Origin of the sequence: Escherichia sp. R1, assembly GCF_003000935.1 — a bacterium.
Taxonomy (GTDB): domain Bacteria; phylum Pseudomonadota; class Gammaproteobacteria; order Enterobacterales; family Enterobacteriaceae; genus Escherichia; species Escherichia coli.
In genome coordinates this window covers 16,301-31,049 of the sequence record NZ_PSRU01000017.1, presented here as the reverse complement: position 1 = coordinate 31,049, position 14,749 = coordinate 16,301, and the positions used below count along the sequence as shown (strand labels likewise).

Genomic DNA, 14,749 nt, shown 5'->3' with positions numbered 1-14,749 from the left:
CACACGCAGCAGCGACAAGGCGCAAAAATCATCTGCTACGGTGAAAATTAGTGCAGTTCGTTTCCTTTGTTACAAATCTCTGCCTGAGTCCAGAAAGGCTTAATGCATCAGCAGCATTCCTCGCCTGTTTGCAACCGCGTAAGGTCATTCATCTGCATATGTGCTGCAACAATCTGGCGAGCAGACAAGCACACTCCCATGAGACGCAGCGCGCGTTATTCTACGTGAAAACGGATTAAACGGCAGGTTAAACCGAGTATCTTTGTGAATATTTTTTCACGTTAGTATCAAGTGGCTGTGAGGACGCGAAAAAATCCCCTTGCCCACCTGTAACACCGCGCTGAATCAGGGTCTGCCACTCGCTTCGCGAACGTACGCCGGTGGCGTAAACCTGGGTGCTGGTCCCGGAGCAGGCTTCCACCAGGCTTTGAACCAGCAGCTGGTTCTCCGTTCGCTTCTCAATGTTTCTGACCAGCCCCGGATGGAGCTTGAGTAACTCAACATTAAGTTCTTTGATCCAACTGGTGCTTACCAGCGTCAAACCAGCCTGGTTGACGGCTACCCGTACCCCTAAAGCATTCACTAAACGAATAACAGGTTGTAAGCGACTGATATGTTGACCAACATCGGCCTCTGCAAGTTCAATAATTATGCGTCTTCGTTGCGATTTTTCACATTGCATTAACGTATCGCGCAGCCAACGCTGAAAACGCGGGCGAATCAGCGACTCAACGGTAACCTGAATCGCCAGATTTTCCTCTGGCCAGTAACGCAATAGTGGAATAAGACGGCTGATTTGCAGGCGGTCATACTCTTCCGATAAACCAAACTGCAAGACCATCGGCATATACTCTGCCGAGCTAACCTCTTCATTACCATCGAAGATGCGGCACATGAGTTCACGATGATGAACCCGGCCTTCGCGAGTAACCGCCGGTTTTTGATAAAGGCGCGGGCCGCCGCGACTGAGCATTTGCTCGATAAGCGTACGCCAGCGAACATTACCGCGTCCTTTTTCAGGCAACGAGTCATCGTAAATAGCCCAGCTATTGCCGCCCTGCAATCCCGCATTACGCGTGGCAGACTCTGCATGTTCCATTACCTGCTCGGTATCCTGACCACTACGCCAGGCACAGATACCAATGTGGATCATATCGTCGCGATCGAGCATTTTATTGTTCGGCAAGGTATCGACGGCTTTGATTAACTGACTGGCGATGCTCTCTGCCTCTTTTAACGTCCGGTGCGGTAACAGCGCAGCAAAATCACTGCGGTGGTAACGCGCCAGCAGTGCGCCAGGGTAGCGCATCATAAATGTCGATAGCAGATTCGTCAGAGAGAAGAACTGTTCTTCAACCTGGCTGTGCCCCCAGGTATCACTCAACATATTGAAATCCGGCAGACGAATCATCATCACGATCCCGTGGGTACCTACTTTCTCTTGATCTTCCAGTAACGTTGCTAACTGATTATCGAAAAAGAGTCGGTTATTGAGGCCGGTTTTCATGTCCTGGGCGGCATAAGAGCGGATCAGCGTATCAAGACGGCTGTGTTGTTCGCGTGCGTTCTGAATTTCACAAAGCAGCGTATCCAGCGCACTGCTGGTTCTGGGCGGCCATTCATAGATGGTTCCCAACACATTAGAGCCACGCTCACCGTTTAAGATACGAGTAGCCCGGGTTTCCAGCAATTCTTGCCCGGCAAGTTGCCGTTGTAACCAGCGTACCGCCAGGAAGAGCATAAGAATGATAAAGCCAATCGCCCCCGTGAGCGGCGCGGTAGTCATTAAAGAATGGAAATAGTTGCCCATCGGATCCTGATAAACCAGACGCAGCGACATCCCCGGATGCTTTATCAACGGAACGCTCAGTTCACGAAACAGATCGTTGGTGCCAACCGGACGATAACTACCATTTCTGGCCAGGGTATAAACCTGCTTATCACCATGGAGCAGGTCTACACGAACGATATCTGCCGACATCATTAATTCGGTAATTTGTGGCCTTAATGTGCTGAAGTCATTCGACACAAGGTAGGTATCAATCGCCGTCGCCACCGCCTGAACACGATGACTAAACTTATACTGAATGGCGTTGTAGAAACTTAGCGAACAGCCCAGCAAAGTCACAAAAATTGTTAACCCGGTGAGCAGCGTGACAAAGGCCGAAAATTTCGTCGTTAATCTCATCCTTGTGTTAACTCCGATAGTGAGGAAGCGGGCATACTAGCAAATCAGATTTATCTCGCAATTTATTGCGCTTCATCGGCTTTGCTTTTCCATTAGCGAGTATAGTCTTCAGAAATTATTTTCCAATCCATCATGCACATGAGGACCACTTATGCAGGCGTTACTTTTAGAACAGCAGGACGGCAAAACTCTCGCATCAGTACAGACTCTGGACGAAAGTCGCCTGCCGGAAGGCGATGTCACGGTTGATGTTCACTGGTCGAGCCTGAACTACAAAGATGCGCTGGCGATTACCGGTAAGGGAAAAATCATCCGTAATTTTCCGATGATTCCTGGGATCGATTTTGCCGGAACTGTACGCACCAGCGAAGATCCGCGTTTTCATGCCGGTCAGGAGGTGTTACTCACTGGCTGGGGCGTTGGTGAAAACCACTGGGGTGGGCTGGCGGAACAGGCGCGAGTGAAAGGTGACTGGCTGGTTGCCATGCCGCAAGGGCTGGACGCGCGTAAAGCAATGATTATCGGTACTGCCGGTTTTACCGCCATGCTGTGTGTGATGGCGCTGGAAGATGCCGGTGTTCGCCCGCAGGATGGGGAGATTGTCGTGACGGGTGCCAGTGGTGGCGTCGGCAGTACCGCCGTGGCGCTGCTGCATAAGTTGGGTTATCAGGTCGTTGCTGTTTCCGGTCGCGAAAGTACCCATGAATATCTGAAAAGTTTAGGTGCCAGCCGTATTCTTCCTCGCGATGAGTTTGCTGAATCCCGTCCTCTGGAAAAACAAGTCTGGGCTGGGGCAATTGACACCGTTGGCGACAAAGTGCTGGCAAAAGTGCTGGCGCAAATGAATTACGGCGGCTGCGTGGCGGCCTGTGGTCTGGCGGGTGGTTTTACTCTGCCAACCACGGTCATGCCATTTATTCTGCGTAATGTCCGTTTGCAAGGGGTGGATTCAGTAATGACGCCACCAGCACGCCGCGCACAAGCCTGGCAGCGACTGGTCGCCGATTTACCGGAATCATTCTATACCCAGGCGGCAAAAGAGATATCTCTGGCAGAGGCACCGAAGTTTGCCGAGGCCATCATTAATAACCAGATCCAGGGTCGCACGCTGGTGAAGGTTAACTAACCATTTAGCAGGGAATAATAAGAGAGGGAACTCATTTTGAAATCATTATTCAATCGGTTAACGGGAAAAGCGGTTAGCCGGACAGCTTTCGTCGAACATCTTGGTCATGAAGTTGTACAACATCATCCAAACTGGAAAGTCATGATTTCGACTGACCATAAATTGATGCGCATTGATGCTCCACCAAACAGCCATTATTGATACGCCTCCGTCGCCTGTTAGGTTTATGGTGTTTTGCCTTGGCGACGCTACGCTTAATCTGTTACTGATTTCTGGTACCATGGGGGGAATAATCTGATTTTATTTGATTGCAAATTAACCACTTAAACCTATTGAATGCGGAACATTGTCAGTCGGTTAATTTTGCGTGCTTTAGCATTCACATCTTTCCGGACGATGCAGTGAAAATTGGGCAATCCCCAGCAACCGCTGCGTAATGTCGTCTATCTTGTCGCGATCCTGGCATCCCTACATTATTTGTGGTCTGTGAAGATTATCTCATTGCAGCCCCCCATCTTCGCAGGGCTGGCTTTACAGCTTTTCACCTTACGTTATAAGAAGTTCCGTCGATGATGGCGCTAATTTCGTGAATTGTGCGGCTTGTTGCAAATTACACGGTGTTGAAGGTTATTTACATGTTAGCTGTTGATTATCTTCCCTGATAAGACCAGTATTTAGCTGCCAATTGCTACGAAATCGTTATAATGTGCGACCTCGTCCTCCCTGACGCAGTTTTTGCGCTGCGGAAAAGGTGACATTGGCGCAACGAAGGTATATTTTGTTTTTTGCCGGAGGATAGCAGCAGATCGCTGCACAATGTCCGTCAAGTCTAACATTGACACTCTGGGGCAAAATAGACCGGCGTCCCGGCCTGCTGGAATTTATCGCTATGCATACAGCTGTCGGGGCATACGCTTTACAGACGGCGGTGAAACGCCTGTCACAATCACACTAAACAAAGAGTACGGAACCCACTCATGGATATTCGTAAGATTAAAAAACTGATCGAGCTGGTTGAAGAATCAGGCATCTCCGAACTGGAAATTTCTGAAGGCGAAGAGTCAGTACGCATTAGCCGTGCAGCTCCTGCCGCAAGTTTCCCTGTGATGCAACAAGCTTACGCTGCACCTATGATGCAGCAACCAGCTCAATCTAACGCAGCCGCTCCGGCGACCGTTCCTTCCATGGAAGCGCCAGCAGCAGCGGAAATCAGTGGTCACATCGTACGTTCCCCGATGGTTGGTACTTTCTACCGCACCCCAAGCCCGGACGCAAAAGCGTTCATCGAAGTGGGTCAGAAAGTCAACGTGGGCGATACCCTGTGCATCGTTGAAGCCATGAAAATGATGAACCAGATCGAAGCGGACAAATCCGGTACCGTGAAAGCAATTCTGGTCGAAAGTGGACAACCGGTAGAATTTGACGAGCCGCTGGTCGTCATCGAGTAACGAGGCGAACATGCTGGATAAAATTGTTATTGCCAACCGCGGCGAGATTGCATTGCGTATTCTTCGTGCCTGTAAAGAACTGGGCATCAAGACTGTCGCTGTGCACTCCAGTGCGGATCGCGATCTAAAACACGTATTACTGGCAGATGAAACGGTCTGTATCGGCCCTGCTCCGTCAGTAAAAAGTTATCTGAACATCCCGGCAATCATCAGCGCCGCTGAAATCACCGGCGCAGTAGCAATCCATCCGGGTTACGGCTTCCTCTCCGAGAACGCCAATTTTGCCGAGCAGGTTGAACGCTCCGGCTTTATCTTCATCGGCCCGAAAGCAGAAACCATTCGCCTGATGGGCGACAAAGTATCCGCAATCGCGGCGATGAAAAAAGCAGGCGTTCCTTGCGTACCGGGTTCTGACGGCCCGCTGGGCGACGATATGGATAAAAACCGCGCCATTGCTAAACGCATTGGTTATCCGGTAATTATCAAAGCCTCCGGCGGCGGCGGCGGTCGCGGTATGCGCGTAGTGCGCGGCGACGCTGAACTGGCACAATCCATCTCCATGACCCGTGCGGAAGCGAAAGCTGCTTTCAGCAACGATATGGTTTACATGGAGAAATACCTGGAAAATCCTCGCCACGTCGAGATTCAGGTACTGGCTGACGGTCAGGGCAACGCTATCTATCTGGCGGAACGTGACTGCTCCATGCAGCGCCGCCACCAGAAAGTGGTCGAAGAAGCACCGGCTCCGGGCATTACCCCGGAACTGCGTCGCTACATCGGCGAACGTTGCGCTAAAGCGTGTGTTGATATCGGCTATCGCGGTGCAGGTACTTTCGAGTTCCTGTTCGAAAACGGCGAGTTCTATTTCATCGAAATGAACACCCGTATTCAGGTAGAACACCCGGTTACTGAAATGATCACCGGCGTTGACCTGATCAAAGAACAGCTGCGTATCGCTGCCGGTCAACCGCTGTCGATCAAGCAAGAAGAAGTTCACGTTCGCGGCCATGCGGTGGAATGCCGTATCAACGCCGAAGATCCGAACACCTTCCTGCCAAGTCCGGGCAAAATCACCCGTTTCCACGCACCTGGTGGTTTTGGCGTACGTTGGGAGTCTCATATCTACGCGGGCTACACCGTACCGCCGTACTATGACTCAATGATCGGTAAGCTGATTTGCTACGGTGAAAACCGTGACGTGGCGATTGCTCGCATGAAGAATGCGCTGCAGGAGCTGATCATCGACGGTATCAAAACCAACGTTGATCTGCAGATCCGCATCATGAATGACGAGAACTTCCAGCATGGTGGCACTAACATCCACTATCTGGAGAAAAAACTCGGTCTTCAGGAAAAATAATTTGTGACGCGCGGTGTTTTCATCGCGCTTAGCAAAGAACGTAATCAACGCCGGGCCTGTTAATGCTACCCGGCGTTTTTATTGCCGTTAACTAACGGTAGCCTGCAATTTCCGCTTTCAACGCGCTAATTTCAGCATCGCCATCAACAATTCCCAGCTCAAAGCAGTATTTCTTTGTTTCCCCTGGCTCAATAAAGGGCAGACGCCCCTGCGCTCGTTCTTTATCACGACCGTCAGGAAAACTATTACTGACCTCCAGTCCCATAACATATTCACCCGCGCCTAAATTTTTCCACTGGATAAAGTTGGGTAGCTGCATGGTGTCGAATTTCTCGTAAATTCCCCACCCCAGTTCGGCGTTCACCAGCGCAACTTTACTCATCCCCTGACTGTCGCTATTCAACGTGAGATAGTAAACCTGCTCGTCAAAACCGGGCTGTGGGGTACAAATCTCCAGATGACTGGTTAACCCTTCCGCCGCATGCAGAGTTCGTGGCGTTATGCTTTTAGCCGACAGCAAGATTTCTGCCTGTGGCGATAATAAAGGCCAGCCGTAATTAAAGTGATAAAGAATTTGCAGCGGCTGGCGGGTGAAACCATGATTAGTCACCTTGTCTTCAATGCGCATTACATTTTCGCCATAACGGCAGCGAATGGTCCTTTCCAGCGTCAGATTTTCACCGAACAATCGTGTTTCCCGTACTTTGCCATTGATGACAAATTCAATGTTGTCGTCGGTCCGTTCTGTGCGATACCCCACCTCTTCTGCTGGAGTCGCAGCCAAACGCCCGTGTAACCCCAGCGTTTCTCCTTCATCCTCACAGGGCGTGCCAATGTAGCTAAGTCCGCAGGTAGTCAGTAACCCCGCGTAAAAGCTACGTAAAAACCCGTTGCCCTGAGACTCAAAAAAAGCGGGGGCGACAACACCGTTGGGGGTGATAAAAGAGAGCGCAGTGTCCTTGTAGCTGGCCCATGCAATATCCAGCGCGCGATCTTTTACCACCGTAAATGCCAGTCCCGCACCAGTACGGACATCAAACGCTTCTGTACCCTTTGCTCTGCCACTACGTAACTCATAGTGTTTAATTCCGGCAACCTGCGAGAGATCGCCAATCCACGACCAAATTTCGTTTTTCATTGTGCTGCTTCCCGAATGGACATGTCATGGCGCTGGATGAACGTTTCGATTTCCGCAAGGCGAGACGTTCCCTCCATTGGGCCACGTCGGGTTACCGCCAGTGCACCGCAGGCGTTGGCATATTGTAATGCCCGATGGGCGTCAAACCCTAGCTGGCGGCAGGCAATCCATGCGCCACCAAAACAGTCTCCCGCACCGGTCGGGTCAACTTCTTCCACCGGATAGCTCTCAACATGAAACTGCTCATTCGCGGAGTAGTAACTGGCTCCTTGATTGCCGCGCTTCACAATCACCTCTTTAACACCTTCTTCAAGAAAACCAGCGATTGCACGCTCCGGCGTCGAGTGTGGCGACAAGAGCAACACTTCTCCCTCACTGGGCATATAGATATCCGTTAACTCAAGAACAAAGTGGAGGGCGTCACGCATTTCTGGAATATCGAGCATCTCTTTCCGAATATTAGGGTCAAAAGAAATAACGCCACCATTCTCTTTTACAATGGTTACCGCTTTCTTTACTGCGTCTACCATATGGAATGAAAACAGGGATGAACCCATAATATGAAAATGGGTACAGTCCTTCAGAATATTTTCATCAACATGCTGCGCCGATAATTTACCGCAAGCGGCATTCTTGATATTAAAAATAAAATCACGATCGCCAGAGTTATGATAAGTAACAAAGGCACTCCCGGTAGCTTCCAGAGGTAAGACTGAAATCCCCCTGATATCCACACCGTCAGCAGCCAGACGATGTATATTAATATCACCAAAGCCATCATTCCCCACACAACTAATGATGCCGCACGGAACGCCAAGACGTGTCACCTGGTCGATAAAAATAGCGGGCGCACCACTGGGATAAGGGCCGTTCCAGATACCTGGTTGATCAAATGGCTGGCCGATTTTACTCGCCATAATTTCAACCAGAATTTCTCCAATTGTGAAGACCTTACTCATATGATTAATTCCTTGAAATGATTAGCTGCGTTTTCTTTTATTTCTTACGTCAAAATAAACGGCTACAAGAATGACTAATCCTTTAACCACCATCTGGTAAAAATAAGGAACATTCATTAAGTTCATGCCATTATTAATAACGCCGATGGTTAATGCGCCGATCACCGTCCCCACCACGGTTCCATAGCCGCCGTTCAGGCTGGTGCCTCCCAGTACAGCTGCGGCAATAGCATCCAGTTCGTAGCTCAACGCGGAATTCGGTTGCCCGGAATAGAGGCGTGAGGCAAGGATCATCCCGCTGATACCTGCCAGCACGGCTGTAATCATAAAGACTTTAATTTTCAAGCGGGTGACATTTATCCCTGAATAAATTGCTGCTTCTTTATTACCACCAGTGATATAAATTTTTCGTCCAAAGGTTGTTTTAGTAAGAATGAAGTGGTTTATCAGCAATAAGATGATTAATATCCATATAGGAATAGGTATATAGAGAAATTCTCCATTCCCCAGCGCCAGAAAAGCATCATCTTTAATCATGATGGGCATACCATCGGTCACTATATAAGCGATACCACGGAAGATCCCCATAGTAGCAACGGTGACAATAAACGAAGGGATCCCCGCTATAGCCGTCAAGCCACCATTTATCATCCCCAGAGCCAGTGCTGCAATAATGGATAATGGGACCAATAAAACAAATGGAATTCCCCATGAAGCCCCAAGCGCAGCAAATGTGCCAATCAATGCAATGGTTGAACCGACCGATAAATCAATATCGCCAAGCAAAAGCACATAAGTCATTCCATAGGCGGTAATTGCAATTATCGAAACCTGAAGAATAATATTAGTAATGTTATTGGCGGTAAAAAAACTGTCATTAATAAAACTGAACAGAATGATTAACACCACCATTCCACTGAGGATACCACCATATTGCCTGAAGACTTTTTTAAAATTATTTGCAATGGGAATTTCCGAAGGTTTCGGACTGGCAAGAGTTTTCTCTGTCATTTAACGTACTCCTGTTGCAGCGGTCATTACCTGTGTCTGCGTTAAATTTTCACATGAATAAATATCGGCAATCGTTTTATTACGCATTACCACCAGACGATCGCTAAGTGCCATGACTTCTGGCAGTTCAGAGGACACCAGAATAATTGCTGTCCCTGCCGCAGCCAGTTGACGTATCACGTTATAGATTTCAAATTTTGCGCCGACATCCACTCCACGCGTTGGCTCATCGAGCAATAAAATACGCGGAGTTTTCTCCAGCCACTTCGATAACACGATTTTCTGTTGATTACCGCCGCTCAGTGCTCCCACTGCCTGATGCACAGAACTCACTTTAGTGTTCATTCTGGCAATTGATTGCAGCGTCTTCGCCTCTTCTTGTCGGTGATTGATGAGTCCCATCCGCGAAGCGTTATATTGAAACGCCACATGGTGCGTGTTCATATTGACGTCGTGCATCAGCACTAACCCTTCTTCCTTGCGGTTTTCGGTCACAAAAGCAATGCCATGATCAATAGCCTGTTTGGGATTAGCGATCCTGACTTCCTTACCATCAATCAACACAGTCCCGTGATACGAAACGAGGCCAAATAGCGCCTTCATCACATCGGAACGCCCGGCCCCCACCAGGCCAAAAAATCCGAGGACTTCCCCCGGACGCACAGCGAAACTGACCTCTTTAAAAAGCGAAGGATGGGAAAGATTTTTTACTTCCAGTTTTGCAGGAACATTTTCATCCGTTTTTTCCCCAAGACGTGCTGGCCAAATATTTTTCATTTCCCGACCAACCATTTGGGCAATCAAGTGCTGGATATCACTGTTTTTCTTTTCATGCGTAGCGATATACTCACCGTCGCGGATCACCGAAATATCATCTGAAATCCGCATAATTTCATCCATGCGATGAGAGATATAAATAACCGCACAGCCTCGCTGCTTTAATTTTTCAATAATGTTAAACAGAATCTCCGCTTCATTATCACTTAGCGAGGATGTCGGTTCATCCATAATCACGACATCCGCTGCATAGCTTAAGGCTTTGGCAATTTCTACCAGTTGCCTATGTGCCATCGACATATTGCCGACCATTTCCAGAGGGTCTAGTGGGATGCCCAGTTCCGCGAGAAGGTTCTGGCAATCTGCGAGCATTTTTTTATCGTTAATGATGCCAAAACGTCGCGGTTCATTATTGGCATAAATATTTTCCGCCACGGTCATATTATTACTCAGGCTCAGTTCCTGAAAAATAATCGCAATCCCTAACTGGCGAGAATGCTGCGGATTATTAATGGTGATGGTTTCACCACGTAGTGTTATCGTTCCCTGGGTTGGCGGATAAACACCGGCCAGTATTTTCATTAATGTCGATTTACCGGCACCATTCTCGCCTAATAAAGTATGCACCCGCCCTTTACGTAAAGAGAGTGTAAGATCTTTTAATGCCTGAACATGACCAAATGTCTTCGCAATATGCGAAACATCAAGAATAACATCCGTCATAATGACCTCGGTGTCACAACAAAACGCCAATAACGTTTTGTTGTGAGGTGAAGATATTTACTATTTACCTGTATAAACGCCGGGTTGTACCGGGATCATTTTTTCTACCGGTTTACCATTGAGGTGATCAACAGCGGCATCAATGGCTTTAGCCCCCATTTGATCGGGATATTGCCGAATCACGGCCGCAAACGTTTTTTCACTGTCAACGGCATCACGCGCTTCTTTCATGCCGTCAAAACCAATGATTTTGATGTTGTCGTTATGCGCAGATTTTGCTGCGATAACCGCTGCCAGCGCCGCATCATCACCAAAGCCAAACAGACCATTCAGGTTGGCGTTTGCCTGCATAATGTTTTGCGCAGTCGTTAACGCTTCAGCCCGCGTAATACCAGGCTGTTCAGCAACAATTTTAATATCCGGTGTATCGCTTAACCCTTTCTTAAAACCATCAACGCGCGCAACCACCGATTGTAGTGCCGGATAAGAAATAATGGCTACAGTACCTTTACCATGCAAAAGTTTACCCATTAACTTGCCTGCTTCAACGCCTCCCGCATAGTTATCGGTCGCAACATGCGATACGACCGGAACGCCTTCCGCAGCGACGTCAACGGTGATAACGGGAATACCGGCCTTATCGGCTTTAATTATCGCTGCCTGGACGCCTTTCGAATCAACCGGAGAGATAATAATGGCATCCACTTTTTTAGTAATAAAATCCTCAACATCAGAAAGTTGTTTGTTTAAATCCTGATTGGCAATAGAGACACTTAAATTGACATTGTCTTTTTTTGCCTCTTCTTTCATGGCATTCGCAAGATCAATATAGAAAGGATGTTGTTGTGTTAATAATGACGCACCAATTTTATACTCTTTTGCCAACGAACTTTGCGAGAACAATGCCAGGCTCACCAACATAGCTGAACCAAGTAATTTAATATTTTTCATAAACAATCCTCATTATTTTTGTAGGGTACAACGTCTTAAATTTTTCCTTCACTACCACAGACGCCAATAATACGAGTTACGACTTCTTTCATGGCGGCCTTTGCGGGCTGCATATAGTGACGTGGATCATTTGCCGCAGGATTGTTGTAGAAATATCCTTTTAACGCATCGGCAAACGCAATTTTCAATTCTGTCGCGACATTCACTTTACAAATACCGCGACGAATACAGTGCTGAACGTCCTGTTCCGATAAGCCCGAAGCACCATGCAACACCAGCGGAATCTCCACTCGCTGACGAATCTGTTCCAGCCGCACAAAATCCAGTCGTGGTTCATGCGCATATAAACCATGTGCTGTGCCGATTGCTACCGCCAGGGAGTCAATTTGGGTACGTTGAACAAACTCTGCAGCTGCGGCTGGTGAGGTATAAGCGGAATCTTTTTCATCCACCCGCAGATCGTCCTCCTGGCCGCCAAGACGCCCTAGCTCGGCCTCAACGCTAACATCAAAGCGATGGCAAAAGGTGGTAACTTCTTGCACTCGCGCAATGTTGTCTTCAAATGGCAAATGGGAGCCATCAATCATGACAGAACGGATCCCTGCGCGAACCTTGTTAAAAATGTCATCACTCTCTTCATGATGGTCGAGATGCAGGACTAACGGCAGGTTGTACTCGCGAGCCAGCGATTGTACTAACGAAATTAAACTTCCCACGCCACCATAACGATATGTACCGGGTGTTCCCGCCAGCATAACGGGAGAGCGAAGTTGTGCAGCGCTCTCAACAACTACCTGTAAAGTTTCAAGGTTATGAATATTGAAAGCAGGGACGGCATATCCCTCTGACTGGGCTTTTTTCAGCATGTTTTTGCTTGAAATAATATACATCGCAGCTCCTGTTATTTGTCGTTCGCCTTACAAAATGAAGAAAGAGAATCTTCACTTTCATTTTGAAAGCAAACTAGCACAGCAAAAGCAGCAAAAAGCGTGATGCATGTCGAACATCATCAAAATAACTTACAAAAAATAACTTAATTTATTTTTCACTTTGCAAGTGAAACCAATGAAAACCCTGCATAAATATGAATATATTCATTTATTTTTCAATGTATTAAGCTATTTTCGTTGCAATTTTTGACCCATGATTTTCTTTTCGAATTGTCGATATGATTGAAGGATAACTTTCAAAGAAAAATACAAGGGGCTATAGTGTTACGCATTAAAGGCCAATGAAGAGTGTTAACGTGCCGAGAAAATCGTCTAACCTACTGAAACGCAGATTAAAAATTGCAGAAATTGTTGCCGCCCAGGGTGAAATCAAAGTTGATGACTTATCTGCGCAACTTGGTGTCTCTGGCGTGACGATCCGCGGCGATCTCAGTTATCTGGAGCAACAGGGATATTTAAAGCGATCATTTGGCGGTGCTATTGCGACACCACTCTCCTCTGAACCAGAAGCGATACAACCGATCGCGCCATTGTCTCTGGCACAACAAATGGAAATAGCACGACATTGCGCACGATTAATTCGCGATCGTGACACGCTATTTCTTGGACATGGGACAATCTGCCGTAAGATCATTCCATTGCTCAGCGAAGTGAAAAAACTGCGTCTGATCACCAACGATCCCGAACATGCGCTGCTGGCAAATCAGTTTATTGATGGCGAAATAATACTGGCTGGCAGTGAAATGTTGCGCCCCGACACCGCACTGGCCGGAAAACAGCTTGAACAGGCATTTCAGCATTTCACCATTACACATAGCATTCTGGAAATCAGCCATCTGGATGCTGATGGTACTTTAAATATCAACGTTCCCAGACTCGCCGCTGCCTGGCAGCTCTGTTTCGATCATGCCCAGAATAAGACGGTTATCGTTGCCGCCGATCCTGCGCCATCAACGGCTGCTATCGGGCATTTGCATCAGGCAGAAAATGTGATCGTCAGCCGCAGCATTAACGAACAATATCAGCAACAATTGCAGTCGGCTGATTTCGTTATCCTTTATACCAGTAATGAGTGCTTTACCTGGTCCAATCGCGAAAGGCTTCAGGAATGAGAGGGGTTTTGTGACAACAACTATCTGCGCTATGGGCGAATTGCTGGCCGAGTTTTTGTCCCGCAACCCACATCAAAAATTCACTCAGCCTGGGGAGTTTATCGGGCCATTTCCCAGCGGTGCGCCAGCAATTTTTGCTGCTCAGGTGGCAAAACTGTCCCATCGGGCCATCTTCTTTGGATGTGTTGGTAATGATGATTTTGCCCGACTCATTATAGAGCGTCTCCGTCATGAAGGTGTCATTACCGATGGGATCCATGTTATGAACAATGCCGTCACAGGTACGGCGTTCGTGAGTTATCAAAATCCCCAGCAGCGGGATTTCGTCTTTAATATCCCTAACAGCGCCTGCGGTTTGTTTACTGCCGAGCACATTGATAAGGATCTGCTTAAACAGTGTAACCATCTGCATATTGTGGGCTCATCGTTGTTCTCATTTCGCATGATCGATGTCATGCGTAAAGCAATAACGACGATCAAATCGGCTGGCGGCACCGTTTCTTTCGATCCCAATATTCGCAAAGAGATGCTGAGCATTCCTGAAATGGCGCAGGCTCTCGATTATTTGATTGAATATACGGATATTTTTATCCCCAGCGAAAGCGAACTCCCTTTCTTCGCGCGTCACAAAAATCTGTCAGAGGAACAGATTGTTAGCGATCTTCTCCACGGCGGCGTAAAACATGTGGCGATAAAACGCGCCCAGCGTGGGGCCAGCTATTACAAGCTTAAAAACGGTACATTACACGCCCAGCATGTTGCAGGTCACGATATCGAAATTATCGATCCAACGGGTGCAGGCGACTGCTTTGGCGCAACGTTTATCACTCTTTTCTTATCCGGTTTCCCGGCACACAAGGCGCTGCAATATGCAAATGCCAGCGGCGCGCTCGCCGTAATGCGGCAAGGTCCGATGGAAGGGATATCCTCACTGGCAGACATTGAAGACTTTTTGCAGCAGCACTGAACGGCAATTTTCTGTCAGATCATTTTCCCTGCCTGAAGA

At 48.0% G+C, this 14,749-nt stretch carries 12 protein-coding genes and 1 pseudogene; 6 read left to right on the top strand and 7 right to left on the bottom strand.

Annotated elements, in window-relative coordinates:
• Positions 1–247: 247 nt before the first annotated feature.
• Positions 248–2,188: an RNase E specificity factor CsrD gene (csrD, locus tag C4F37_RS19325; RefSeq protein ID WP_001539859.1), complete on the bottom strand. Its 1,941-nt coding sequence runs from the start codon at positions 2,186–2,188 to the stop codon at positions 248–250.
• A gap of 151 nt (positions 2,189–2,339) precedes the next feature.
• On the opposite strand from csrD, the gene acuI reads away from it, so the two are divergent.
• The 4 genes and pseudogenes from acuI to accC all read left to right on the top strand — a co-directional run bounded on the left by acuI (position 2,340) and on the right by accC (position 6,122).
• Complete coding sequence (acuI, locus tag C4F37_RS19320; RefSeq protein ID WP_001148472.1) at positions 2,340–3,314, top strand: acrylyl-CoA reductase (NADPH); 975 nt, start codon at positions 2,340–2,342, stop codon at positions 3,312–3,314.
• Between the two features lie 185 nt (positions 3,315–3,499).
• Positions 3,500–3,887, top strand: a pseudogene (locus tag C4F37_RS27925) (sulfoxide reductase heme-binding subunit YedZ); the annotation flags it as partial.
• Between the two features lie 404 nt (positions 3,888–4,291).
• Positions 4,292–4,762: an acetyl-CoA carboxylase biotin carboxyl carrier protein gene (gene accB, locus C4F37_RS19305; protein ID WP_000354622.1), complete on the top strand. Its 471-nt coding sequence runs from the start codon at positions 4,292–4,294 to the stop codon at positions 4,760–4,762.
• A gap of 10 nt (positions 4,763–4,772) precedes the next feature.
• On the top strand, positions 4,773–6,122 hold the full coding sequence (gene accC, locus C4F37_RS19300; RefSeq protein WP_000884639.1) for an acetyl-CoA carboxylase biotin carboxylase subunit: 1,350 nt from the start codon (positions 4,773–4,775) through the stop codon (positions 6,120–6,122).
• A 91-nt stretch (positions 6,123–6,213) separates the two neighbouring features.
• On the opposite strand, the gene C4F37_RS19295 is transcribed toward accC, so the two are convergent.
• From C4F37_RS19295 to C4F37_RS19270, 6 genes are read right to left on the bottom strand one after another with little or no spacing between them, the layout of a single operon-like run.
• Entirely contained in the window at positions 6,214–7,260 is a 1,047-nt protein-coding gene (locus C4F37_RS19295; RefSeq protein ID WP_001539861.1) for an aldose 1-epimerase family protein, read from the bottom strand.
• The gene (locus tag C4F37_RS19290; protein WP_001539863.1) at positions 7,257–8,219 is read right to left on the bottom strand and encodes a sugar kinase; all 963 of its coding nucleotides are present in this window, start codon (positions 8,217–8,219) and stop codon (positions 7,257–7,259) included. The genes C4F37_RS19295 and C4F37_RS19290 overlap by 4 nt, the downstream gene beginning before the upstream one ends.
• A gap of 21 nt (positions 8,220–8,240) precedes the next feature.
• On the bottom strand, positions 8,241–9,230 hold the full coding sequence (locus tag C4F37_RS19285; RefSeq protein ID WP_000137052.1) for an ABC transporter permease: 990 nt from the start codon (positions 9,228–9,230) through the stop codon (positions 8,241–8,243).
• Positions 9,231–10,730 (bottom strand): sugar ABC transporter ATP-binding protein, encoded by a 1,500-nt coding sequence (locus tag C4F37_RS19280; RefSeq protein WP_001774052.1) that lies wholly within the window; start codon positions 10,728–10,730, stop codon positions 9,231–9,233.
• A gap of 60 nt (positions 10,731–10,790) precedes the next feature.
• Positions 10,791–11,681 carry a substrate-binding domain-containing protein gene (locus tag C4F37_RS19275; protein WP_001298583.1) on the bottom strand — a complete coding sequence of 297 codons (891 nt, stop codon included), beginning with the start codon at positions 11,679–11,681 and terminating at the stop codon, positions 10,791–10,793.
• Positions 11,682–11,716: 35 nt separating this feature from the next.
• Positions 11,717–12,571 (bottom strand): tagatose bisphosphate family class II aldolase, encoded by an 855-nt coding sequence (locus tag C4F37_RS19270; protein WP_000275540.1) that lies wholly within the window; start codon positions 12,569–12,571, stop codon positions 11,717–11,719.
• A gap of 341 nt (positions 12,572–12,912) precedes the next feature.
• Here C4F37_RS19270 and C4F37_RS19265 point away from each other — a divergent pair, with 341 nt between their 5' ends.
• The gene (locus tag C4F37_RS19265) at positions 12,913–13,743 is read left to right on the top strand and encodes a DeoR/GlpR family DNA-binding transcription regulator (RefSeq protein ID WP_048975857.1); all 831 of its coding nucleotides are present in this window, start codon (positions 12,913–12,915) and stop codon (positions 13,741–13,743) included.
• A gap of 31 nt (positions 13,744–13,774) precedes the next feature.
• The gene (locus tag C4F37_RS19260) at positions 13,775–14,710 is read left to right on the top strand and encodes a sugar kinase (RefSeq protein ID WP_001298584.1); all 936 of its coding nucleotides are present in this window, start codon (positions 13,775–13,777) and stop codon (positions 14,708–14,710) included.
• Positions 14,711–14,749: the final 39 nt, after the last annotated feature.

What these genes read in the sequence shown, in the direction of transcription:
- csrD (WP_001539859.1), bottom strand. Translation starts at nt 2,188, where the DNA reads ATGAGATTAACGACGAAATTTTCGGCCTTTGTCACGCTGCTCACCGGG.
- acuI (WP_001148472.1), top strand. Translation starts at nt 2,340, where the DNA reads ATGCAGGCGTTACTTTTAGAACAGCAGGACGGCAAAACTCTCGCATCA.
- accB (WP_000354622.1), top strand. Translation starts at nt 4,292, where the DNA reads ATGGATATTCGTAAGATTAAAAAACTGATCGAGCTGGTTGAAGAATCA.
- accC (WP_000884639.1), top strand. Translation starts at nt 4,773, where the DNA reads ATGCTGGATAAAATTGTTATTGCCAACCGCGGCGAGATTGCATTGCGT.
- C4F37_RS19295 (WP_001539861.1), bottom strand. Translation starts at nt 7,260, where the DNA reads ATGAAAAACGAAATTTGGTCGTGGATTGGCGATCTCTCGCAGGTTGCC.
- C4F37_RS19290 (WP_001539863.1), bottom strand. Translation starts at nt 8,219, where the DNA reads ATGAGTAAGGTCTTCACAATTGGAGAAATTCTGGTTGAAATTATGGCG.
- C4F37_RS19285 (WP_000137052.1), bottom strand. Translation starts at nt 9,230, where the DNA reads ATGACAGAGAAAACTCTTGCCAGTCCGAAACCTTCGGAAATTCCCATT.
- C4F37_RS19280 (WP_001774052.1), bottom strand. Translation starts at nt 10,730, where the DNA reads ATGACGGATGTTATTCTTGATGTTTCGCATATTGCGAAGACATTTGGT.
- C4F37_RS19275 (WP_001298583.1), bottom strand. Translation starts at nt 11,681, where the DNA reads ATGAAAAATATTAAATTACTTGGTTCAGCTATGTTGGTGAGCCTGGCA.
- C4F37_RS19270 (WP_000275540.1), bottom strand. Translation starts at nt 12,571, where the DNA reads ATGTATATTATTTCAAGCAAAAACATGCTGAAAAAAGCCCAGTCAGAG.
- C4F37_RS19265 (WP_048975857.1), top strand. Translation starts at nt 12,913, where the DNA reads ATGAAGAGTGTTAACGTGCCGAGAAAATCGTCTAACCTACTGAAACGC.
- C4F37_RS19260 (WP_001298584.1), top strand. Translation starts at nt 13,775, where the DNA reads ATGGGCGAATTGCTGGCCGAGTTTTTGTCCCGCAACCCACATCAAAAA.